This is a genomic window from Halomonas sp. THAF12 (genome assembly GCF_009363675.1).
GTDB classification, from domain to species: domain Bacteria; phylum Pseudomonadota; class Gammaproteobacteria; order Pseudomonadales; family Halomonadaceae; genus Halomonas; species Halomonas smyrnensis.
The window spans coordinates 1,138,935-1,160,763 of sequence record NZ_CP045399.1 but is presented as its reverse complement, the minus strand read 5'-3'; the positions used below and the strand labels follow the sequence as shown (position 1 = coordinate 1,160,763).

The 21,829-nt window shown below is 66.7% G+C and carries 18 protein-coding genes; 6 read left to right on the top strand and 12 right to left on the bottom strand.

Features of this window, described 5'->3' with window-relative positions; all coding sequences use genetic code 11:
• Positions 1–5 precede the first annotated feature (5 nt).
• On the top strand, positions 6–1,583 hold the full coding sequence (locus tag FIU88_RS05215) for an aldehyde dehydrogenase (NADP(+)) (protein WP_152478430.1): 1,578 nt from the start codon (positions 6–8) through the stop codon (positions 1,581–1,583).
• 10 nt (positions 1,584–1,593) lie between these two features.
• Entirely contained in the window at positions 1,594–2,754 is a 1,161-nt protein-coding gene (locus FIU88_RS05210; RefSeq protein ID WP_152478429.1) for a fumarylacetoacetate hydrolase family protein, read from the top strand.
• Positions 2,755–2,841: 87 nt separating this feature from the next.
• Here FIU88_RS05210 and FIU88_RS05205 read toward each other — a convergent pair whose 3' ends face one another.
• From FIU88_RS05205 to FIU88_RS05195, 3 genes are all read right to left on the bottom strand, one after another.
• A complete protein-coding gene (locus tag FIU88_RS05205) occupies positions 2,842–3,813 on the bottom strand; it encodes a Gfo/Idh/MocA family protein (RefSeq protein ID WP_152478428.1) in 972 nt (323 codons plus the stop codon).
• A gap of 128 nt (positions 3,814–3,941) precedes the next feature.
• Positions 3,942–4,946 carry a DMT family transporter gene (locus FIU88_RS05200; RefSeq protein WP_172977661.1) on the bottom strand — a complete coding sequence of 335 codons (1,005 nt, stop codon included), beginning with the start codon at positions 4,944–4,946 and terminating at the stop codon, positions 3,942–3,944.
• 149 nt (positions 4,947–5,095) lie between these two features.
• Positions 5,096–6,811, bottom strand: a complete 1,716-nt coding sequence (locus tag FIU88_RS05195; RefSeq protein WP_016855542.1) for a DEAD/DEAH box helicase — start codon at positions 6,809–6,811, stop codon at positions 5,096–5,098.
• Positions 6,812–7,362: 551 nt separating this feature from the next.
• Between FIU88_RS05195 and FIU88_RS05190 the strand changes: the two genes are divergently transcribed.
• Positions 7,363–7,815, top strand: a complete 453-nt coding sequence (locus FIU88_RS05190) for a YaiI/YqxD family protein (protein WP_016855541.1) — start codon at positions 7,363–7,365, stop codon at positions 7,813–7,815.
• A 51-nt stretch (positions 7,816–7,866) separates the two neighbouring features.
• Here FIU88_RS05190 and FIU88_RS05185 read toward each other — a convergent pair whose 3' ends face one another.
• Entirely contained in the window at positions 7,867–8,871 is a 1,005-nt protein-coding gene (locus tag FIU88_RS05185) for a glutathione S-transferase family protein (RefSeq protein ID WP_152478427.1), read from the bottom strand.
• Positions 8,872–8,946: 75 nt separating this feature from the next.
• Positions 8,947–9,864, bottom strand: a complete 918-nt coding sequence (locus tag FIU88_RS05180; RefSeq protein WP_152478426.1) for a LysR family transcriptional regulator — start codon at positions 9,862–9,864, stop codon at positions 8,947–8,949.
• Between the two features lie 102 nt (positions 9,865–9,966).
• On the opposite strand from FIU88_RS05180, the gene FIU88_RS05175 reads away from it, so the two are divergent.
• From FIU88_RS05175 to FIU88_RS05165, 3 genes are all read left to right on the top strand, one after another.
• Positions 9,967–10,809, top strand: a complete 843-nt coding sequence (locus tag FIU88_RS05175; protein ID WP_152478425.1) for a pirin family protein — start codon at positions 9,967–9,969, stop codon at positions 10,807–10,809.
• Between the two features lie 207 nt (positions 10,810–11,016).
• Entirely contained in the window at positions 11,017–12,693 is a 1,677-nt protein-coding gene (locus FIU88_RS05170; RefSeq protein ID WP_253742755.1) for a peptidoglycan DD-metalloendopeptidase family protein, read from the top strand.
• A 174-nt stretch (positions 12,694–12,867) separates the two neighbouring features.
• Positions 12,868–14,667: an ABC transporter ATP-binding protein gene (locus FIU88_RS05165; RefSeq protein ID WP_152480138.1), complete on the top strand. Its 1,800-nt coding sequence runs from the start codon at positions 12,868–12,870 to the stop codon at positions 14,665–14,667.
• A 153-nt stretch (positions 14,668–14,820) separates the two neighbouring features.
• On the opposite strand, the gene FIU88_RS05160 is transcribed toward FIU88_RS05165, so the two are convergent.
• The 7 genes from FIU88_RS05160 to FIU88_RS05130 all read right to left on the bottom strand — a co-directional run bounded on the left by FIU88_RS05160 (position 14,821) and on the right by FIU88_RS05130 (position 21,827).
• Positions 14,821–15,015, bottom strand: a complete 195-nt coding sequence (locus FIU88_RS05160; RefSeq protein WP_152478424.1) for a hypothetical protein — start codon at positions 15,013–15,015, stop codon at positions 14,821–14,823.
• 5 nt (positions 15,016–15,020) lie between these two features.
• Complete coding sequence (locus FIU88_RS05155) at positions 15,021–16,541, bottom strand: cytosine permease (RefSeq protein WP_152478423.1); 1,521 nt, start codon at positions 16,539–16,541, stop codon at positions 15,021–15,023.
• 84 nt (positions 16,542–16,625) lie between these two features.
• Complete coding sequence (locus FIU88_RS05150) at positions 16,626–17,909, bottom strand: TRAP transporter large permease (protein WP_152478422.1); 1,284 nt, start codon at positions 17,907–17,909, stop codon at positions 16,626–16,628.
• Positions 17,906–18,379, bottom strand: a complete 474-nt coding sequence (locus FIU88_RS05145; protein WP_172977660.1) for a TRAP transporter small permease — start codon at positions 18,377–18,379, stop codon at positions 17,906–17,908. The genes FIU88_RS05150 and FIU88_RS05145 overlap by 4 nt, the downstream gene beginning before the upstream one ends.
• A gap of 61 nt (positions 18,380–18,440) precedes the next feature.
• Complete coding sequence (locus tag FIU88_RS05140; RefSeq protein WP_152478420.1) at positions 18,441–19,445, bottom strand: TRAP transporter substrate-binding protein; 1,005 nt, start codon at positions 19,443–19,445, stop codon at positions 18,441–18,443.
• A gap of 94 nt (positions 19,446–19,539) precedes the next feature.
• On the bottom strand, positions 19,540–20,979 hold the full coding sequence (aldA, locus tag FIU88_RS05135; RefSeq protein ID WP_152478419.1) for an aldehyde dehydrogenase: 1,440 nt from the start codon (positions 20,977–20,979) through the stop codon (positions 19,540–19,542).
• Positions 20,980–21,026: 47 nt separating this feature from the next.
• Positions 21,027–21,827 carry an HpcH/HpaI aldolase/citrate lyase family protein gene (locus FIU88_RS05130; protein ID WP_152478418.1) on the bottom strand — a complete coding sequence of 267 codons (801 nt, stop codon included), beginning with the start codon at positions 21,825–21,827 and terminating at the stop codon, positions 21,027–21,029.
• Positions 21,828–21,829: the final 2 nt, after the last annotated feature.

The following is a 21,829-nucleotide window of genomic DNA, read 5'->3' as shown; positions in this document are numbered from 1 at the left end:
GCCCCATGACACTGGAAGGCAAGCAACTCATCGGCCAGCAGGCCGTGCTCAGCGACGGCACCGCGATCCAGGCCGTCGATCCCGCCAGCGGCGAGACCCTGTCCCCGGGCTATCCCGCCGGCGGCCAGGCCGAGGTGGAACAGGCCTGCGAGCTGGCCTGGGCCGCCTTCGACGCCTACCGCGAGACCGGCTTGGAAAAGCGCGCCGCGTTCCTCGAGACCGTGGCCGACGAGATCGAAGCCATCGGCGATGACCTGATCACTCGCGCCATGGCCGAGTCCGGCCTGCCGCGGGCCCGCCTGGAAGGCGAGCGCGGTCGCACCTGCGGCCAGCTGCGCCTGTTCGCCAAGGTCGTGCGCGCCGGCGAATGGCTCGACGTGCGCCTGGATCCGGCCCTGCCCGAGCGTGCGCCGATGCCGCGGGTCGACCTGCGCCAACGTCACATCGCCCTGGGCCCGGTCGCCGTGTTCGGCGCTTCCAACTTCCCGCTGGCGTTCTCCGTGGCCGGCGGCGATACCGCCTCGGCGCTGGCCGCCGGCTGCCCGGTGGTGGTCAAGGCCCACGCCGCCCATCCCGGCACCTCCGAGCTGGTCGGCCGCGCCGTGCAGCGCGCCGTGGCCAAATGTGAGCTGCCCGAGGGCGTGTTCTCGCTGCTTTACGGCTCCGGCCGCGAACTCGGCCAGGCGCTGGTGCGCGACCCGCGCATCAAGGCCGTGGGCTTCACCGGCTCGCGCAGCGGCGGCACCGCGCTGATGCAGGCCGCCCAGTCGCGCCCCGAGCCGATCCCGGTCTACGCCGAGATGAGCTCCATCAACCCGGTGTTCCTGCTGCCGGAAGCGCTGAACAACCGCGGCAAGGAGCTTGGCGAGGCCTTTATCGGCTCGCTGAACATGGGCGCCGGCCAGTTCTGCACCACCCCCGGCCTGGTGATCGCCGTGAAGGGCGAGGCGCTCGATGCCTTCGTGGCATCCGCCGCCGAAGCGGTGAAGGGCTCCGCGGCCCAGACCATGCTCACGCCGGGCATCCATGAGGCCTACGTGCAGGGCGTCGACGGCCTCATGCAAAGCAGCAAGGCGCGCGAGATCGCCCGCGGCGCCGCCGGCGAAGGTCCCAACGCCTGCCAGACCGGGCTGTTCGTGGCCTCCGCGCAGGACTTCCTGAGCGACGAGGCGCTGCAGGCCGAGGTCTTCGGCGCCACCTCGCTGGTGGTCGAGTGTGCCGACCTCGACGAGGTCAAGCGCGTGGCCGAGTCGCTGGAAGGCCAGCTCACCGCCACCCTGCAGATGGACGACGCCGATCTGGAGTCGGCCCGCACGCTGCTGCCGACGCTCGAACGCCGCGCCGGCCGGGTGATGGCCAACGGCTGGCCGACCGGCGTCGAGGTGTGCCACGCCATGGTCCATGGCGGCCCGTACCCGGCCACCTCGGACGCGCGCACCACCTCGGTGGGCAGCGCGGCGATCCATCGCTTCCTGCGTCCGGTGTGCTACCAGAACCTGCCCCAGGGCCTGCTGCCCGAGGCGCTCCAGGACGGCAACCCGGCCGGCGTCAGCCGCCTGGTCGACGGCCAACGCGAGGCCTGAGGAGGCGTTCATGTCCGATAGCATGACCTTCGCCCTGCCCGAGGATGCCGACCAGGCGCTGCTGGTCGGCCGGGTCTGGCGCGATGCGCCCCACCAGGGTCCGGCGCTGATCGTCGTCCGCGACGGCCGGGTGGTCGATATCAGCGCGAGCGTCGCCTGCATGGCCGACCTGCTCGAGCGCGACGACGCGGCCGAGCTGGTGGCCACGGCCGAGGGCGAGGACCTCGGCCCGGTCGGCGCGCTGCTGGAGCGCTCCCTGGCGGAGACGCCCGAGGCGCCCTACCTGCTCGCGCCCTGCGACGTCCAGGCGATCAAGGCCTGCGGCGTGACCTTCGCGGTCAGCCTGATGGAGCGGGTGATCGAGGAGCAGGCCGGCGGCGATCCGGCCCGGGCCGGCGAGCTGCGCGAGGAACTGAAGCAGGTGATCGGCGGCGACCTGTCGAAGATCGTCCCCGGCTCCGAGGCGGCCATGGCGCTCAAGGCCGAGCTGCAGGCCCGCGGCGCCTGGTCCCAATACATGGAGGTCGGCATCGGGCCGGACGCCGAGGTATTCACCAAGGCGCAGCCGCTGTCGGCGGTGGGCTTCGGTCGCGGCGTGGGCCTGCATCCGGCCTCCGAGTGGAACAACCCGGAGCCGGAGATCGTGCTGGCGGTGGACGCCGTCGGCCGGCCCCGCGGCGCCTCGCTCGGCAACGACGTCAATCTGCGCGACGTCGAGGGTCGCAGCGCCCTGCTGCTGGGCAAGGCCAAGGACAACAACGCCTCCTGCGCCATCGGCCCGTTCATCCGCCTGTTCGACGAACGCTTCACCCTGGACACGGTCCGCCGGGCCCGGGTGTCGCTGCGCATCGAGGGCGCCGACGACGGCTTCGTGCTGGAGGACTCCAGCGACATGCGCCAGATCAGCCGCGACCCGCTGGACCTGGCCGGCCAGACCCTCGGCGCGCATCACCAGTACCCGGACGGCTTCGTGCTGTTCCTCGGCACCATGTTCTCGCCGATCCAGGACCGCGACGGCGAGGGCCAGGGCTTCACCCACCAACTGGGCGACGTGGTGACCATCGCCACGCCCTCGCTGGGCGCACTGGTCAACCGCGTCGACCGCTCGGACCGGCTGCCGCCCTGGACCTACGGCATCCGCCAGTGGATGGCGGATATGACCAGGCGCTGAGCGCGTTCCTGTCCGTCCACCAACAACAGGGGCGGCCCAGATGGGCCGCCCCTGTTGTTTTCCTGATCGTTATCGTGTCAGCGAGTCTCAACCCTCGAACGGCTCGACGCTCTCCCGACGCCCGTATAGGAAGGCGTCCGCCACCTGGCGCAGCGGGGCGACGTCGACCTCGGAGCGACCGACGGCGGCCAGCTCGGCGAAGCGCGCGTAGAGCCCGGCGTATTCCTGGCCGACCATGGCGGCCAGCCGCGACGGCTCGTCGTTGCCGTCGCCGGTGGGCGCGTCCACCACGACCTCGTCGTCGATCAGCAGGCGATTGCCGCCGTGGGTCAGCCGCAGCTGGCCGGCGTCGGTCGCGACGCGCACCTCCCAGGTGACCTCGCCGGCCTGGCGGAAGTCGAAGTCGGCGGCGATCGGCGTCTCCTCGGCATCCATGAAGGCCAGCTCAGCGGCGATCGGCGTCTGGCAGTCGGCCGGCACCTCGAGGGTCGCCTGGCGCAGGAAGAACGGCCGCGGCAGCACCCGGGTGGCCACCGAGAGGGCGTTGATGCCGGGGTCGAAGACGCCCATGCCGCCGGGCGCCCACAGCCAGTCCTGACCGGGATGCCAGACATGCACGTCCTCCTTCCACTCGATCTCGACGCCGAGGATGCGGCGCTCGGCCAGCCACTCGCGCGCCGCGGCCACGCCGCCGGCGTGCTGGGAGTGCCAGGCGGCGAACAGCGTGCCGGGGCTGCGCTCGGCCAGCTCGACCAGCGCCGCGACCTCGCTCAGCGTGGCGCCGGGCGGCTTCTCCAGCAGCACGTGCTTGCCGGCCTCCAGGGCCAGCCGCGCCTGGGCGTAGCGCAGGTGGGTCGGGGTGCAGATGGCCACGGCGTCGAGGTCGGGTTCGGCGGCGAGCATCGCCTCCAGCGACGCATGGTGCGGCAGGCCGTCGATGCCGGCCACGGGGTCGGTCCCGGCCACCAGCTGCAGGGTCGGATTGGCCCGGATGGCCGGCAGATGCTGGTCCCGGGCGATCTTGCCGAGACCCACGAGACCGATGGAAAGCGAAGACATGGCGATTCCTGACGGATGGCTGACGAAGTGCGGACCATATCAGAGCAAATGTCACACATATAGCGCCCGCCGCCACACCGGTCGGCCGAGGCCACATGGCCCTGCGAGGCTGCCGCCGGCAGCCGGGCTCAGCGCGGCCCGTCGCTCCGGCGTACGCCGGGCGGACCCACCGCGGGCTCGGCGGCGGCATCGGGCCCGCCCTCGGCGGCGGCCTCAAGCACCTGCCGCGAATCCGGCGCGCCGGCGGCGGCCTTCTGCCGCTGGCGACGCAGGTCGCGCAGGGTGCTGATCAGCATCGCGGCCACGATCAGACCGCCGCCGATGAAGGCGACCACGGTCGGCACCTCGCCGACCCAGAGCCACACCAGCAGGGTGCCGACCAGGGTCTCGAGCAGCATCACCAGGCTGACCTCGGCGCCCGGCAGGTAGCGCGGTCCGGTCTGGATGCCGAAGTAGGCGACCGTCAGCAGCGCGCCCATCGTCAGCAGGTATTGCATGTCCGCCGCCGACGGCAGCTGCACGCCGCCCAGCAACGCACCGGGCACCAGCATGGCCAGACAGCCCAGCGGCAGGATCACGGTGGTGTCGACGCCGCGCCGGGACTGGCTCTTCTGGGCGCTGGCCACGGTGGTGTTGATGGCGATACACAGCGGCACTCCCAAGGCCACCACGAGCCCCAGGGGGTTGCCGCTGCCGATCTCGCCACTGGCCATCAGGCAGGCCCCGGCCACGCAGACCACGATCACCACCCAGGTCTGCCGGCGCAGCCGCTCGCCGAAGACCCACCAGCCGATCAGCGCGGCGACCAGCGGCGCCAGGTTCATCATCACCAGCACATTGCCGGCGGCGGTCAGCCGGACGCCGATGACGAAGGCCCAGGCGCTGCCGGCGAAGGCCAGCGGGCACCACCAGGCCGCGGGACCGCAGGCCTTCACCGCCGCCGGCAGCTCACGCCCGTAGCGCCACCAGGCCACGCCCAGCAGGGCGACGCCGAGCAGCAGGCCGCGCCAGAACATGAAGGTGGCCACGTCCACCGTGGTGGCCTTGACCAGCAGCGCATCCGGCGACAGGAACAGCACGCCTGTCATGGTGATCAGATAGCCCCGCAGGCGAAACGGCAAACGTGACCACATCGTCGCTCTCCCCTCGACATGCATGCCGGCCACGCGGACCGGTAGTGATAAACGACGAGCAGGCCGGGGTTTCCCCCGACCTGCTCGGTCATGGCGTTGCGGGAGGCGCGCTCCGGTCTGGAGCGACGCCTCACGCTAGCGAGATCGCCTCAGGCGCGTTCGCGACGCGGCACAGGGCCGTCATCGTCGCGGCGGCGGCGCGGCGCACGCTCGGCGGGAGCGCGGTCCTCGCTGATCTCCAGCGGACGACCGGCGACCCGAGCGCGCCCCATCTTGTCGAGGATGCTCGACGGCAGGTTGTTCGGCAACTCGACGACGGAAAATGCATTGCGGATGTCGATCCGGCCAATGCGGTTGCCCTCGATGCCGCCCTCGTTGGCCAGGGCGCCGACCAGCTGGCCGGGCTTGACGCCGTCCTTGTGACCGACGGACACGCGGTAGCGGGTCATGCCCTCGCGCGGTGCACGGTCACGGGGGCCGTTCTCGCGACGCGGCTTGCCGTCACGGCGATCGTTGCGGTCGTTGCGCTCCTTGCGCGGCGCCTGGAGGCGGCCGATCGGGGCCTCGTCGGCGCGCGCCAGGGCGGAGAAGGCGCAGGCCAGGTCGACCGGATCGTAGCCTTCACCGATCAGCTGCTCGATCAGCGCGCGCTGCTCCTCGGCGCCCTTGGTGATGGCGGCGACGGCGCGCTGGTGGAAGACCTGATCGCGATGGGCGCGGATGGCGGCCTCGTCGGGCAGGGCCATCTCGCTCATCTTCTGACCGGTGGCCTGCTCCAGCCAGCCGACCTTGCGGCCTTCGCGGTTGCCGGCGAAGGTGATCGCCACGCCGTTGCGACCGGCACGACCGGTACGGCCGATGCGGTGGGTGTAGGCCTCGGCGTCCTGGGGCAGGTCGTAGTTGATGACGTGGGTGATGCGCGGCACGTCGAGGCCACGGGCGGCCACGTCGGTAGCGATCAGCACGTCGACCTTGCCGCGCTTGAGGCGGGTGATGGTGCGCTCGCGCAGGCTCTGGTCCAGATCGCCGGACAGGCTGGCCACGTTGACGCCACGCGCGGAGAGCTGCTCCATCAGGGTGGTGCAGGCGGCACGGGTGCGCACGAAGACGATGGCGGCATCGACCGGCTCGACCTCGAGGATGCGCGCCAGGGCTTCCTGCTTGGCACCGCCCTCGATGCGCACGCGGCGCTGCTCGATGTTCTCGCCGGTGGTGGTGCGCGACTCGATGGTCACCTTGACCGGCTCGACCAGGTAGCGGTTGACGATGCGCTCGATCTCGGCCGGCAGGGTGGCGGAGAAGAACACGCGCTGGGCGTCCTGGGGGGTGTCGGCGACCACGCGCTTGACGTCGTCGATGAAGCCCATGCGCAGCATTTCGTCGGCTTCGTCCAGCACCAGGGCGGACAGGCCGTCGAGCTTCAGGCTACCGCGGTCCAGGTGGTCGATGATGCGGCCGGGGGTGCCGACCACGACCTGGGCGCCGCGACGCAGCGCCTGCATCTGCTCGCGATATTCCATGCCGCCGCACAGGGTGGCGACTTCCAGGCCCTTGAGGTTCTGGCCGTACTTGGTGAAGGAGACGGCCACCTGCTGGGCCAGCTCGCGGGTCGGCGCCATCACCAGCACCTGGGGCGCGCGCTTGTCGAGGTCGAGACGCGAGAGCAGCGGCAGGGCGAAGGCGGCGGTCTTGCCGGTACCGGTCTGGGCCTGGCCCAGCATGTCGCGGCCTTCCAGCAGGGCTGGAATGGTCTGTGCCTGGATCGGCGACGGGGTCTCGTAGCCGAGGGTCTCGATTGCAGAATGAACGGCAGGCAGCAGGGCCAGATCGCCGAAACTCGGCGAGGCGACGGAAGTCGAGGTCATGAATCACACCTTGGTAGGCCGGCATCGCCGGCAAGAAACATCGTGGCGCCCCTGACGCGGTCACACGGTCGGGGATCCTGCACGGGGGCAGGTCGTCGTCAACATCGGAGTCGGGGACGCCGGTCGCACCTGGCATCGGTTCGAGCCCGCCTTGGCAGGCGAACCGTCGTGGCGACCGTCTGCGCCGAATTCACCCGGGTGGCGAACTCTTGGCGGCGCTCCATCTTCACATTTCGAACGCTTTGGGCGGTTGGCCCGGCGTCTTCGCGAGCGTCGTGTTCACGCTGGGTGAAACGGCGCTGAGTATGATGGTGGGGTCAGCACATGCGAGGAGCGCGCATGCTACCATCGTCGCTTTGCTCTGGCCAATCTTTTCCGGCGCGACGCCGCATCGACACGAGGGCTGATCCGGCGTCGGGTCTCCGAGGGGCGCTCTCGCCCCGTCCCCGGGCGACACCCTCCCTGGCGCACGCCCCTTCTGCGCCCCGTCCCCGGCGCCCCTCGCGTGGCCAGCGACGCCTTGCCTTCACCCTCTTGTCTCAGGAGCCTCCATGCCGAACCTTTGGGTCGACGCCGATGCCTGCCCGCGGATCGCCCGCGAGATCATCGTGCGCGCCGCCGAGCGCACCGCCACCCCGACCACCTTCGTCGCCAACCACCAGGTGCCGCTGCCGCCCTCGAAGTGGGTCAAGGGCCTGGCGGTCAGCCACGGCTTCGACGCCGCCGACGACGAGATCGTCGACCGCCTGACGAAGGGCGACCTGGTCATCACCTCCGACCTGCCGCTGGCCCTGGCCGCCATCGAGCGCGGCGCCGGCGTGATGACCAGCCGCGGCGAGGCGCTGAACGAGAGCAACATCCGCGCCCGGGTTCAGATGCGGGACTTCATGGAGACCCTGCGCGCCAGCGGCGAACACACCGGCGGGCCCAAGGGCTACTCGGACGTCGACCGCCGGGAATTCGCCAACGCGCTGGATCGATGGCTGGCGAAGCAGAAGGGCTAGCGGCAGTGAAGGAAGGGAGACGGATGCCTCCCTTCCCTTAAGGCTGGCGCCCTACCCTTTCTCGCGAATCCCGCGACCCGGCAGGCGCTCGCGGTCGTGGGGACGCTCGAGACCGAGCAGCGGGCCGGCCGGCACGATGCCGTTGGGATTGATGGTCTCGTGGCTCATGTAGTAGTGGCGCTGGATATGCTCCATGTTCACCGTCTCGGCCACGCCCGGCCACTGATAGAGCTCACGCATGTAGTTCGAGAGGTTCGGGTAGTCCTCGAGGCGGCGCAGGTTGCACTTGAAGTGGCCGTGATAGACGGCATCGAACCGCACCAGAGTGGTGAACAGGCGGATGTCGGCCTCGGTCAGCCACTCCCCCGCCAGATAGCGCCACTCGGAGAGCCGCGCCTCCAGCCGGTCGAGGGAAGCGAACAGCGCCTCGACGTGGCGTTCGTAGACGCCCTGCTCGCTGGCGAAGCCGGCCTTGTAGACGCCGTTGTTGACGTGGTCGTAGACGTCGGCGTTGACGGCATCGATGGTCTCGCGCAGATCCGCCGGATAGAGGTCCAGGCGATTGCCGGTCAGCTCGTCGAAGGCGTCGTTGAAGATGCGCACCAGATCCGCCGACTCGTTGCTGACGATACCGCCGTCGCGGCGGTCCCACAGCGCCGGCACCGTGACCCGTCCGGTGTAATGCGGATCGGTCAGGGTGTAGAGCTGGTGGTGAAAGTCGACGCCGTTGAGCGGATCGCCGCTCGAGCCCTCGTCGCGGTGATAGGTCCAGCCCTGATCGAGCATCAGCGGGCTGGTGTGCGAGACGCCGATCAGCGGCTCGAGCCCCTTGAGGCGACGCATGATCAGCACGCGGTGTGCCCAGGGGCAGGCCAGCGACACGTAGAGGTGGTAGCGGTCGGCCTCGGCGGTGCGCGCCGGCCGGCCGTCGGGGCCGGGGCTGCCATCGGGTGTGATCCAGTCGCGCAGCTTGGCCGATTCGCGCACGAACTCGCCGCCATGCGCCTTGGTGTCATACCACTGGTCGTGCCACTGGCCGTCGATCAACAAACCCATCTCGAATTCCTCTTCCAGAACGTCTGCGCCTAGCGTAAACCGAGGAAATCGAAGCTCAAGCGCAGTTTTTGGCCCTCACCGTTCGTTTTCTTCGAAAGATTCGCCGACGTCGACCTCGCGCAGGCTGTCGCGCAGCTGCTGGGCCATGGCCCGGGTGGCCGGCCCGGCGCGGTCCTCATCGCGGTGAATGAGCTGGAGAGGCACCTGCCGCACCCCGCCGGCGGTGAGCGGCAGCGGCTTGAGCCGCCCGGCCTCCAGGCTGTCGCCGAGGCGCGTTTCCGGCACCCAGGCGAAGCCGAGGTTGCGCTCCAGCATGCCGATGGAGGTGTCGAGGTGACTCACCGTCCAGCGCTGCTCGGCCTTGAGCCAACCGGCATCCTGGGCCTGCCCTTGCGCGGAATCGCGCACCACCAGCTGGCGATGCTGTTCCAGATCGCGCAGGTCGAGCGCGCGCCCCAACCGGTGCAGGGCATGATCGGGATGAGCCACGGCGACGAAGCGCACCGTCACCAGCGGTTCGCCGAGGAAGCCTCGGGCACCGACCCCCGAGACCAGCAGGTCGGCCTCGCCCTCCTGGAGCATCTCGACGCCGCCGTTGAGCACCGTCTCGTGCAGCTGCACCCGCACATAGGGAAAGGCCGCGGAGAAGGCATCCAGCGCCCGCGCCAGGGCGTCCGGCGGAAAGAGCTGGTCGATGGCCAGCACGATCTCCGCCTCCAGCCCCTCGGCCAGCCGCGAGGCCACATCCTCCAGCGACGAGGCGTTGTCGAGCAGCTGGCGGGCGCGCCGCAGCAGCATCTCGCCGGCCTCGGTCAACCGCACCTGGCGGCCCACCGGCTCCAGCACCGCCACGCCGAGCTGCTCCTCCAGCTTGTGCACCGCGTGATTGAGCGTCGAGGGGCTCTTGTGGATGGCCTCGGCGGCCCGCGAGAAGCCGCCATGATCGACCACGGCGGCCAGCATCTGCCACTGGGCGAGGGTGACACGGGACATGTTCGATTTCCTCGAATGTAATGCGCGAAACGTTGCGCTTAATCTTCGAAAAAATCGGCCTAGAATGCCAGTCATTCCATCATCACCAGGGAGTTCGAGACGATGACCCAGCCCATCGACCGCCGCCCCGATCGCCGCCTCAGGAGCCATCCCAGCCAGGACGGCGACGGCGTCGCCATCCGCCGCCTGCACGACTTCGGCGGCGGCCTGGATCCCTTCCTGATGCTCGACGAGCTCGAGGCGGCGCCCCACGACGACGCCATCGGCGGCTTCCCGCCGCACCCCCATCGCGGCATCCAGACCCTGACCTACGTGCTCCACGGCGGCCTGCGCCACGAGGATCACCTCGGCCATCACTCGAGCATCGGCCCCGGAGACGCCCAGTGGATGCACACCGGCCGCGGCATCATCCACGGCGAGACGCCCTTCGCCGATGCCGAGGGCCTGCACGCCTTCCAGCTATGGCTCAACCTGGCCGCCGCGGACAAGCTCGGCGAGCCGACCTATCGCGACGTGCGCCGCGATGCGATGTCGCATCTGGCGAGGCCGGGCGCTCGGCTGACGGCGCTGGGCGGCGACTGGCAGGCGACCGACGGCGAACGCATCAGCGGCCCGCTCGAGGCCCTGGCGGGCCGCGCCGGCGTGGCCCATCTCGAGCTCGACGCCGGCGGCGAGCTGACGCTGTCGTCTCGCGCCACCACCCTGCTGGTGTTCGTCTTCGCCGGTGAACTCTCGGTGGCGGGCGACGGCGTCACCCGGGGCGAACTGGTGCACCTCGGCGCGGGCGATCGCCTGTCACTGACCAGCGCCGCAGGGGCCCGGGCCCTGCTGCTGGCGGGCGAACCCCACGGTGAGCCTATCGCCCATTACGGCCCCTTCGTGATGAACCATCGCCACGAGCTCGACCGGGCATTGCGCGACTATCGGGATGGGACCTTCGTCTAACGGATGCTCGACCGACTTGCCAGACGGGGTCGATGCATGGCACGGTCAAGGAGTTAATAAACACTGTTCGCGGATCCGGCCCGGGCCTGACGGGACGGCTCCGCACCCTGCTGTATAGGTGTACAGCCTAGGCACCCTAATCATCATGGGTTAAGGTTCTAGTGCCTTTTTAAGCATTTACACCTATTCACCAGGCCAAAAAACATCATGCGAATTCTTCGTTCGCTGCCCCGCACGCACAAGTTGCTGCTGTTGCCCGTTGCCACCATGGTCACCGTGCTGGGCGCCCACAAGATTCTGACGTCCGTCGAGGACGCCCGTCAGGGCGGTCAGGACCAGGACAGCGTCCTGATCGCCCTCGGCGAAGACGCCAGTCCCGGCGTTCCCTCTCTCGCCCTGGATCGCGCCCCGGTCTCCGAAGCCATCCAACTGGCGTCGCGTGCCAAGGACGCCACCCTGGAGGCCATTCCCCTCTCCCAGCTGCCCGCGTCCGAGATCGTCGACGTGGACTTCGCCCGCGCCGCTCACGCGAGCGGCGACATCGAGGACGCCGAGGTCACCGCCCCGCAGCTCGACGACACCGCGCGCCACCTGGCGATCGTGGTCGGCACCGTGGGCAGCGGCATGCTGGCCGCCGACGAGCAGCTCATCGCCGATGCCACCTCCTACGAGGACATCTCCTCCGACGAGCTCGAGCTGTTCGACGACGGCCCGATCGTGCTCGAGGACGAGATCGACGCCGACGAGCCCTACGTGCCCGAATGGCTGGCCTACACCGTCGAGTCCGGCGATACCTTCGCGATCATGGCCCAGGAGAACCTGGGACTGGGCTACAGCGAAGTCACCGCCCTGCTCGAGGCCATGCCGGAGCCTCGCCTGCTCACCCACTGGCGCGCCGGCGACCGCTTCGAATACCAGCTCGACGAGCAGGGCGAGCTGCTGTCGATGCGGATGATGAAGAACGCCCGCACCGGCTACCAGATCGAGCGCAGCGACGAGGGCGGCCTGGACGTGGCCACCATCGAACGCACCGGCGAGGCCACGCAGCGCCTCTACGCCGGTACGGTCAGCGGCAGCTTCGCGCGCTCCGCCCAGGCCACCGGCCTGAACAGCGCCGAGGTGGCCGAGCTCTCCCACGTGCTGGAAAAGAAACTCGACTTTCGCCGCGACACCCGTCGCGGCGACCGTTTCAGCGTGCTGGTGGAATCCGACCTGATCGACGGCGAGGACCTCGATCCGCGCGTGCTGGCGGTCAGCTACGAGGGGTCGCGCATGGACCTGACCCTGGTGCGCAACGCCGAGGACAACCGCTTCTACACCCCGGACGGCGAAAGCCTGGACCCGGCCTTCGACCGCTATCCGTTCAGCGGCCACTACCGCATCAGCTCCAGCTTCAACCTGCGCCGCCACCACCCGGTCACCGGCCGCATCAGCCCTCACAAGGGCACCGACTTCGCCATGCCGTCCGGCACCCCGGTCGACGCCCCGGCCGACGGCCGCGTCGAGCTGGTGGGCAACCATCCCCTGGCCGGCCGCTACATCGTGATCCGCCACGACAACGGCTACAAGACCCGCTACCTGCACCTCTCCAAGCCCCTGGTCAGCCGCGGCGAGCGGGTGACGCGCGGCGAGCGCATCGCGCTCTCCGGCAACACCGGACGCAGCACCGGTGCCCACCTGCACTACGAGGTCATGGTCAACAACACCCAGGTGGACGCCATGAAGGTGGAACTGCCGGAGCATCAGGGCCTGAGCGGTGATGCCCTGGTCGCCTTCCAGAACGAGGCCGAGCCGATGCTGGCGGCCCTGGAGAGCGGCGAGACCGGCACCACGGTGGCCAGCACCGGCGCCGAGCCGGGTGCCACCGCCGACGATGGCAGCTGACCGCCCCGCTCCCGCCGTCCCCATGACGACGCCCCGCCCCGTGCGGGGCGTCGTCGTATCGCCCCTCTCTCACGTCGGCCGCCTCCTCCGCTAGACGGGGGCCTCTCGCCGACACGGAGCCCGCCCTTGTCCTCGCGCGCCGCACCGCCCTCCTCCGTCTCGTCGCCCCTGGCCATGCTCGGGGTGTTCCGCTACAGCCATCGGGCGCTGGGCCTGGTGTGGCAGACCTCGCGCCGCCTGACCCTGGGGCTCGCCCTGTGCACCCTGGTGGCCGGCGTGATGCCCGCCGTGGCCGCCTGGGTCGGCCAGCTGATCGTCGACGGGGTGGTGGCCGCCATGGAGCGCCATCAGGCCGGCACGCCGCTGATGCCCGAGCTGTGGCCGGTGCTGCGCTTCGTGCTGCTGGAAGCCGGCGTGGTGGCGCTGATCGCCCTGGCCCAGCGCGGGCTGGCCGCCCAGCAGTCGCTGCTGCGCGCCCTGCTCGGCCAGAAGGTCAACGTCATGATCCTGGAGAAGGCCGGCACCCTCACGCTCGCCCAGTTCGAGGACTCGGAGTTCTACGACAAGCTGACCCGGGCCCGACGCGAGGCCTCGACCCGCCCGCTGGGGCTGGTCAACAAGACCTTCTCGCTGCTGCAGAACGCCATCTCCCTGGCCAGCTTCGGCGTGCTGCTGGTCGGCTTCTCGCCCTGGGCGCTGCTGGTGCTGGTGATCGGCGCCCTGCCGGTGTTTCTCTCCGAGGCGCGCTTCTCCGGCGACGCCTTCCGGCTGTTCCGCTGGCGGTCGCCCCAGACCCGCATGCAGATGTATCTGGAGACCGTGCTGGCCCGGGAGGACAGCATCAAGGAGGTCAAGCTGTTCGGCCTCGAGCCGCTGCTGCTCGACCGCTACCGGCGCATCTTCGAGACCCTCTACGCCGAGGACCGGCGACTGACGATCCGCCGCGAGACCTGGGGCTTCCTGCTCGGCCTGCTCGGCACCCTGGCCTTCTACGCCGCCTACGCCTGGGTGGTGGCCGATACCGTCGCGGGCCGGCTGACGCTGGGCGAGATGACCATGTACCTGATGGTCTTCAAGCAGGGCCAGGCGGCGCTGTCGGCGAGCCTGACCGCCATCGGCGGCATGTACGAGGACAACCTCTACCTCTCCAACCTCTACGAGTACCTGGAGCAGCCGGTGCCCGAGGAGAGCGGGCATCTCACCGAAGGCGACAGCCCCGGCGACGGCATCCGCTTCGAGGGCGTGGGCTTCACCTACCCCGGCGCCGACAAGGCCGCGCTGTCCGGCATCGACCTGCATCTGACGCCCGGCCACAGCCTGGCGCTGGTCGGCGTCAACGGCTCGGGCAAGACCACCCTGATCAAGCTGCTGACCCGCCTCTACGATCCCACCGAGGGGCGCATCCTGCTCGACGGCAGCGACCTGCGCGCCTGGGACCGGGCGACCCTGCACCGGCGCATCGGGGTGATCTTCCAGGACTTCGTGCGCTACCAGCTCAAGGTCGGCGAGAACCTGGGCGCCGGCGACGTGGCCGCCTTCGAGGACGAGGCCCGCTGGCAGCAGGCCGCCCGCCGCGGCCTGGCCGAGGACTTCATCGCCGACATGCCGGGCGGCTATCACACCCAGCTCGGGCGCTGGTTCAAGGGCGGCCAGGAGCTCTCGGGCGGCCAGTGGCAGAAGATCGCCCTGTCCCGCGCCTACATGCGCGAGGAGGCCGACATCCTGGTGCTCGACGAGCCCACCGCGGCCATGGACGCCGCCGCCGAGGCGGCGGTCTATGGCGACTTCCGCGAGCATGCCCGTGACAAGATGACGGTGCTGATCTCGCACCGCTTCTCCACCGTGCGCGCCGCCGACCAGATACTGGTCATCGACGGCGGACGCATCCTCGAGCGCGGCGACCACGCGAGCCTGATGGCGCTCGACGGCCGCTATGCGCGACTGTTCCGGCTGCAGGCCCGGGGCTATCATTGAACCTGTGTTCTGGAATCAGTAGAGCCTGCTTCTACCAGCAGTGACGAAGGGCCCACAGCAGACCGCCACGCTTTGCGTCATGAACTGACCAAAAGAAAGGCTCCAGAGCATCACCCAGCTCTGGAGCCTAAACACTTCATGACCGTGGGTGCGTCAGTCGGTACCGCTGGCGACCCCCGGCTCCTCGCGCCCCATCCACAGCGGCGTGACTGTGAACCAGACGATCGTCACCACCAGCATGGCCCACTTCATCGTGGACTCGCTCACGGCATTCATCAGATAAAGTACCGGAAACAGCACCGTCAGCACCAACATCGCGGCGGAGACGCTCTGAAGCAGTTTGCGCATGGTCGTTACTCCTTGTCCGAGGCCGTCGCGGCCATCTGTGTGGAACGGGCGTTGATACCATGGCTAGCGCTGGCGCGCTGAGCCATGAAACTCAGGCCGATGAACAGCGCCGCGGCGATGAACCAGCCCGGCAGGGCGACGAAGAAGATCTCGATCTCGGCGTACTGCACCAGAGCCAGGCAGATCGCCAGGGTGATCAGCCAGGTGCCCAGCACAGGATAGGTGATGCGCTGACCCGCGAACTCGGCATAGAAGCTCTTGAGCCCCAGCTTCGGCAGGACCCAGTAGTCGATGACGATCACCGCACCGATCGGCATGAGCAACAGACCATACAGCGCCACGAAACCCAGCAGCTGCATCGCCACGCCCGGGAACATCGCCACGAAGGTGGTCAAGAGCCCCGTCCCGATGGTCACCTTGAAGCGGGAGACCTGGGGGATCACCGCCTGGAAAGCCAGGCCTGCGCGATAGATCGTCGGATTGGCGGTGGTCCAGCCGGCGATGATCACGCAGATCAGCCCCGCCACGCCCAGCGCCTGATCGGCCAGGGGGCCCGGCAGCGGGTTGGGTATGTCACCGGCCTGCGCCGCAGCGATCATGGCACTATCGGACGTCAGGCCCGCCTGATACATCTGGAAGGCAAACAGCATGGAAGCGGCCAGCCAGGCCATGAAGTGGCCGACGTACATCCCGGCCGCCGAGGCGATGCTGAACCAGCTCTTGCGGGCAAAACGCAGCACCGACAGATCGGCCATACCGACGTGCATTGCCATGTTGGCGAACCAGGCGAAGAAGATCACGTGCCAGATGGAGAAGTCCGGCTGGCCGGGCACCTGCACACCGGTCCAGATTGCGGTCTCGGCCAGCGTCCAGAGGTCGGTGGCGGAACCGACGCCACTGCCCGTGGCATCGATGAACCACTTCAGCGAGACGATGCCGAAACCGAGAAAGATCAACACCATCCAGGGCGCGGCGATGTTGGCGAACCAGGAGACGAAACGATAGCCGTAGGCGGCCACCAGCGTGATCACGATGCCCACCGCGAGGACGCTGAGCACCCAGCCGACGCTGTTGGGCATCAGGTCCGACAGCGTCGGCAGCGGGAAGCCGAACCAGACGCCCACGGCGGTGGCAGACACCGTGATCATGGCCCCAGCCAGGAAACAGAACGCCAGGCCGTTGGCCAGGTTGTAAAGAATCACCGTATAGCGACCGGCGATCTTCTCGAGCTGATAGTAGAGCGTCAGACGAACCCGCGTAGCGATGGGGGCGGTGAGCAGCAGCCAGCTCAGCACCGCCAGAGCATTACCGATCAACAGCCCCATGACCACATCGAAGGCGGACACGCCTGCCAGTACGAACAGCGGGCCGATCATCAGCTCAGTGCCGGCGGTATGCTCGCCCGCATACATGCCGAGGAAGTTCTTGAAGCCCATCCGCGCATTGCCGGGAACGGGCTGTCGTTCATATTCGCCGCCGCCGGCGTTTTCTCCTTCCACTACATCCGTCGTTGTACCGTCACTCATGGCGTGCAACCTCTTTTATTATTGCTTAAAAAATTGCTCAGACCGGGAATTGCTTATCACACGTCACTTTCACGCTGAAGACCGTCAATTCAAGGCTCCAAAAAATGATGGGAGGCCCAGCGTGATGGAGGGGAAATACATGATACAAAGCAGGCCAAGCACCAATACCGCAAAGAAGGGAGCCAGTGGGCGCATGGTTTTCATGTAATCCACTTCGGCAATCTTGCACCCCATCAAGATGATCAAGGCAACCGGTGGTGTGAGCGATCCCAAGAGAATGGCGACGATGACCACAATGGAGAAGTGAATCATGTCGAAGCCAAAGGACTGAGCAATCGGCGTCAGGATAGGAACAACCAGAATCAGAGCGGAAATCGTCTCGACAAACATGCCAACCACGATAAGGGACAGCACGATCAGCGCCAGGACAATCATCGGCTCACTAGTCACCGAGGAAAGCCAAGCCGCCAGCAGCGCTGGAACCCCTTCTCTGGCAATGATCCAACTGAACAGTGCCGCACTACCGAGAATAATGAGGATACTCGAGGAGGTCACGACCGACCGAAAGGCAAAATGATAGGTTTTCCGGAAATCAAGGCGATGCGTTATCCAGCCGAAGCACAGCCCATATACCACAGCGACAACGCCGGCTTCTGTTGGCGTAAAGAGTCCGCTCTGGATTCCACCGACGATAATCACCGGCATCACCAGTGCCGGCAGCGCCTTGAAGAATATGGCGACGATATCCTTGAATCTCGCGCGCTCATGGCGAGGTGCACCTATCTCGTCGGCCTTGAAATACACCAGCAGCATCATGATCGCCGCCAGGAACAGGCCGGGAACGATTCCTGCCAGGAATAAGGTGCCGATCGACAGTCCCGTCATCGCACCATAGACCACCATCAGGAGGCTAGGCGGTATGATAGGACCAAGAATGGCTGAAGCAGCGGTAATAACCACAGACCACTGCGGCTTGTAGCCTTCCTTCTTCATGGCGGGCAGCATCATTCCACCCACGGCGGCCACATCGGCTGACGCCGAACCGGAAATGCCCGAGAACAGCACACTCGTCATGATATTGACCTGCCCGAGGCCACCGCGCACGTGTCCGATAAGAGAACGAGAGAATCCTACGATGGCATTGGTGACGCCCCCGTAGTTCATCAGGTTCCCCGCAAAAACGTATAGCGGTATGGCCAGGAGAGGAAAACTATCGAGTGAGCTGAAAAACCTCTGCGGCAGCACCAGAAGCGGCACACCACCATCCACTAGCAATACTGCCACGGCACTCAGCCCCATGGCGAAGGCAATGGGGACCCCGAAAGCCAAAAAAAGGACAAAGATTCCGAACATCAAGGCCACGATCATTTTTCTTTCTCCATCGCAGGAACATTCAGATCGTCATGGCCGACTTCAGTAGGCTCGTCCGCGGACCTCTTGTGACCGCGCAAGAGCAGGGCGAGCACCGTCATGACACTACCCAAAGGAATGGGTATATAGAGCCAGGCACGCGAAATGCCCAGCGAGGGCTGCATGGTACCCAGCGAGCGCAGGGCGAACAGATATCCCCAGTACGCAAGTGCAGCGCAGAACAGCATCGAAATAGCGGTCACCAGCAGGCTCTGAGCCCGTAACAGCCGAGCACTTTTCATAGAAAAGAGATCGACCTTGATTTCCTCATGCAGATAAACGACAACGGGCGTACCCAGCATCACCAGCCATACCAGAAGCATGCGTACCACTTCTTCGGTCCAGAATGCTGACCACCCCAATATGTAGCGATTTATCACCTGGAAGAACATCAAGACCATGATTGCCGAAAAAATCACGACAACCATGGCTCCCAGGGTCGCAAATGCTTTATCTATTATACGCCGCATTTGCTGCCTCTCCATTCCATCAAAGCTGCTCGATTTCTTTCAGAATCTGCTCTCCCCCGACCTCATCGGCAAACTCCTCACGAAATCCTGAAAGAGCTTCCTGAAAGGGCTCAGGGTCAACGTCGTTGATGGATATCCCCTCTTCAGACAGTTCGGACAGCCACTTCTCCTCTCGCTCTGACCATTCAGCACGCTGCATGGAAGCCGCTTCTCGTGCTGCATCGACGATAGCGCCCCGCTCATCCTCACTCAGGCTTTGAAAGAAGGCATCGTTAATCGCAAAACTTCCATCGAAGAGAATATGACGCGTTTTTGAAAGATGATCGGCAACCTCATACATACGGAACGTATAACCAGCTTCCGGTGTTCCTTCCATTGCATCGACGACACCCGTCTGCATCGCCGTATAGACCTCCGGCATGGGGACGGGCGTCGGCTGCGCGCCGAGTTCGGAGAAGGTGCTTACAAAAACCGGCGACTCGGGAACGCGAATCTTCAGCCCCTGAAAGTCCTCGGGGGATTCAATCTCCTTATCGACCAGGTAGGTATCGCGATATCCGGAAAGAATCCAGTTAAGCGGGCGAATCCCTGTAGTTTCCACTAGCCTCTGGTTCAGCTGATCGCCGATACTTCCCGTCACCACGTCTTCCCAGTGGTCGACAGAGCGGTACAGGTAAGGCAGCGTCAGAAGACCAAACTCCGGAACGTAGTTCGCATAAAGCCCTGACTCTCCATACCCCATTTCCAAAGTGCCAAATTCTACAGACTCGATGATCTCTCGCTGCCCGCCCATTTGCCCGGCAGGAAGAATCTCCACTTTCAAATCGCCATCGCTGTACTCGCTTACCAGATCTCGAAAACGCTCGGCGGCAAGATGCTGCTCCGAGTCTGTAGAAATATGGTGAGCGAAGCGGATGGTCGTTTCCGCGGATGCGGATGCCCAGGGAACCAGGCATGCCATACCGACACATGAAACGTACGTCAGCAGCGAGGAGCGTTTCTTGGAAATATCTGAAAACTTCATTGTTTCACCTTCTTTTTTCCAGTTTCCGCCCCCTGAGAGATGCAGTTGTTGCGTCTTGTCAGCATCTCACAGGGGAAGTTCGGCAAAAGATTGATCAGGCTTCGAGGTACACCACATGGCTGTGGGTGTACTCGTAGAGGCCGTGTTTGCCGTCGGCACCACCGATACCCGACTTGCGCACCCCGGCGTGGAAGCCCTGCATGGCTTCGAAGTTCTCGCGGTTGATATAGGTCTCGCCGTAATCGATCTCGCGGCAGGCGCGCATGGCACTGGCCAGGTTCCGGGTGTAGATCGAGGAGGTCAGGCCGTAGTCGGAGTCGTTGGCTAGGGCGATGGCTTCGTCCATGTCCTCGACGACCTGAATCGGCAGCACCGGTCCGAACACCTCCTGACGCATGATCTGCATGTCCTGGCGGCAGCCGGTCAGCACGGTGGGCTGATAATGATGGCCGCGAGGCGCATCGCCGAGACCGCCGCCGGTAACCAGCTCCGCCCCGTCGGTAAGAGCGGTCTTGACCATGGCATCGACCTTGTCGAGACCGGCCCGGTTGATCAGCGGCCCCATGTCGACGTCGGGCTGGGCCAGCGGGTCGCCGTAGGTGGTGGCACCCATGGCCCGTGCCATGCGATCGATGAACTCGTCAGCGACGCTGCGCTGGACGTAAACGCGTTCGGCGCAATTGCACACCTGGCCGCTGTTGATGATGCGCGAACCATGAATCGCCTTGACCGCCAGATCGATATCGGCGTCGGCAAGCACGATGGCAGGGGCCTTGCCACCCAGCTCGAGATTGAGCTTGGTGATGTTGTCGGCGGCACTGGCCATGATGCGCGACCCCGTGGCGACGCTGCCGGTGAAGCTGATCATGTCGGCCTCGGCGCTGCTGGTCAGCGCATTGCCGGTGGTGGCACCGCCGCCGCTGACCACGTTGAACACCCCCGCCGGCAGGCCGACCGTGTCGAGCAGCTTGGCGAACTCGAAGCAGTTGTTGGGGGTCTCCTCGCTGGGCTTGATGACGATGGTGTTGCCGGTCACCAGCGCCGGCGCCATCTTGCGCGCGATCAAGAAGAACGGGAAGTTCCACGGCAGGATGCCGGCAACCACGCCGAGCGGCTTGCGGAACAGGAAGATGTTCTCGTTGGGGCGGTCGCTCTCGATGATCTCGCCCTCGATGCGACGCCCCCATTCGGCCATGTAGTCGAGGTAGTCGGCGGTGAAGTTAACCTCGGTCTCGGCCAGCGCCGTGACCTTGCCCTGCTCCTCGGTGATGATGCGCGCCAGCCGCGGTACGTCCTCGCGGATCTTCGCGGCGATCCGGCGCAGGTAGGCAGCTCGTTCGACCGCCGGCTTGGCCGCCCAGGCCTTCTGAGCCCCGCGGGCCGACGCCAGGGCGCGCTCCACGTCCACGGTACGCGACTCGGGAACCCGCGACAGCACCTCACCGTTGGCAGGGTTATAGACCTCGAAATGCTCCCCGGCGGCCTCGAAGGCGCCGTTGATATAGTTCTGGTAAACCGGTTGCTGACTCGACATGGCGAAGACTCCGTTGCTGTTATTGGTGGGTATGACGCATCACTGACTCAGTAGAGCCGCGAGGTACTGGCGGTCTGGTCCGGGTCCCGGTAGCGCCCCAAATTCGCGATTGCGGCCTGGCGCAGCAGGCTGATGTCGATGCCCACGGCGATGAAGTGGCAGCCCAGGGAGGCGTAGCGACGGGCGTCATCCTCCTGGGGTGCCAGGATGCCCACCGGTTTGCCCGCGGCGCGCACGGTGCGAATCACCTGCTCGATGGCCTCCTGGACCTCGGCGTGGCCCGGGTCACCGGGATGCTCCATGCTCACCGACAGGTCCGCCGGCCCGACGAAGACGGCATCGACGCCTTCAACGGCGGCGATCGCCTCGGCGTTCTCGACGCCCCGCCGCGACTCCACCTGGACGATCAGGCACAGCTCCTCATGGGCGGTGGCCAGATAATCGGCAACACCGTCCCAACGTGTGGCCCGCACCAGACCACCACCGACGCCGCGGATGCCGTGCGGTGGGTAGCGCATGGCACGCACTAGCGCCTCGGCCTGCTCGGCGGTCTCGACCATCGGCACCATCAGGGTCTGGGCGCCGATATCCAGCAGCTGCTTGATCAGCGCCGGATCCTGATTGACGGCGCGCACCACCGGCGCCGTGGCATAGGGCGCCACGGCCTGCAGCTGGGCAAGAATAGACGGCACGCTGTTGGGAGCGTGCTCACCGTCGACCAGCATCCAGTCGTAGCCGGTCGTGGCACAGATCTCGGCCGCATAGCCGGTGCCGAACCCGGCCCACAGGCCGTACTGGGGTTCCGTCCGCTTCAGGGCGTCCTTGAAGGAGTTGGTTGGCATCTGCATCG

What these genes read in the sequence shown, in the direction of transcription:
- FIU88_RS05215 (WP_152478430.1), top strand. Translation starts at nt 6, where the DNA reads ATGACACTGGAAGGCAAGCAACTCATCGGCCAGCAGGCCGTGCTCAGC.
- FIU88_RS05210 (WP_152478429.1), top strand. Translation starts at nt 1,594, where the DNA reads ATGTCCGATAGCATGACCTTCGCCCTGCCCGAGGATGCCGACCAGGCG.
- FIU88_RS05205 (WP_152478428.1), bottom strand. Translation starts at nt 3,813, where the DNA reads ATGTCTTCGCTTTCCATCGGTCTCGTGGGTCTCGGCAAGATCGCCCGG.
- FIU88_RS05200 (WP_172977661.1), bottom strand. Translation starts at nt 4,946, where the DNA reads ATGTGGTCACGTTTGCCGTTTCGCCTGCGGGGCTATCTGATCACCATG.
- FIU88_RS05195 (WP_016855542.1), bottom strand. Translation starts at nt 6,811, where the DNA reads ATGACCTCGACTTCCGTCGCCTCGCCGAGTTTCGGCGATCTGGCCCTG.
- FIU88_RS05190 (WP_016855541.1), top strand. Translation starts at nt 7,363, where the DNA reads ATGCCGAACCTTTGGGTCGACGCCGATGCCTGCCCGCGGATCGCCCGC.
- FIU88_RS05185 (WP_152478427.1), bottom strand. Translation starts at nt 8,871, where the DNA reads ATGGGTTTGTTGATCGACGGCCAGTGGCACGACCAGTGGTATGACACC.
- FIU88_RS05180 (WP_152478426.1), bottom strand. Translation starts at nt 9,864, where the DNA reads ATGTCCCGTGTCACCCTCGCCCAGTGGCAGATGCTGGCCGCCGTGGTC.
- FIU88_RS05175 (WP_152478425.1), top strand. Translation starts at nt 9,967, where the DNA reads ATGACCCAGCCCATCGACCGCCGCCCCGATCGCCGCCTCAGGAGCCAT.
- FIU88_RS05170 (WP_253742755.1), top strand. Translation starts at nt 11,017, where the DNA reads ATGCGAATTCTTCGTTCGCTGCCCCGCACGCACAAGTTGCTGCTGTTG.
- FIU88_RS05165 (WP_152480138.1), top strand. Translation starts at nt 12,868, where the DNA reads ATGCTCGGGGTGTTCCGCTACAGCCATCGGGCGCTGGGCCTGGTGTGG.
- FIU88_RS05160 (WP_152478424.1), bottom strand. Translation starts at nt 15,015, where the DNA reads ATGCGCAAACTGCTTCAGAGCGTCTCCGCCGCGATGTTGGTGCTGACG.
- FIU88_RS05155 (WP_152478423.1), bottom strand. Translation starts at nt 16,541, where the DNA reads ATGAGTGACGGTACAACGACGGATGTAGTGGAAGGAGAAAACGCCGGC.
- FIU88_RS05150 (WP_152478422.1), bottom strand. Translation starts at nt 17,909, where the DNA reads ATGATCGTGGCCTTGATGTTCGGAATCTTTGTCCTTTTTTTGGCTTTC.
- FIU88_RS05145 (WP_172977660.1), bottom strand. Translation starts at nt 18,379, where the DNA reads ATGGTTGTCGTGATTTTTTCGGCAATCATGGTCTTGATGTTCTTCCAG.
- FIU88_RS05140 (WP_152478420.1), bottom strand. Translation starts at nt 19,445, where the DNA reads ATGAAGTTTTCAGATATTTCCAAGAAACGCTCCTCGCTGCTGACGTAC.
- aldA (WP_152478419.1), bottom strand. Translation starts at nt 20,979, where the DNA reads ATGTCGAGTCAGCAACCGGTTTACCAGAACTATATCAACGGCGCCTTC.
- FIU88_RS05130 (WP_152478418.1), bottom strand. Translation starts at nt 21,827, where the DNA reads ATGCAGATGCCAACCAACTCCTTCAAGGACGCCCTGAAGCGGACGGAA.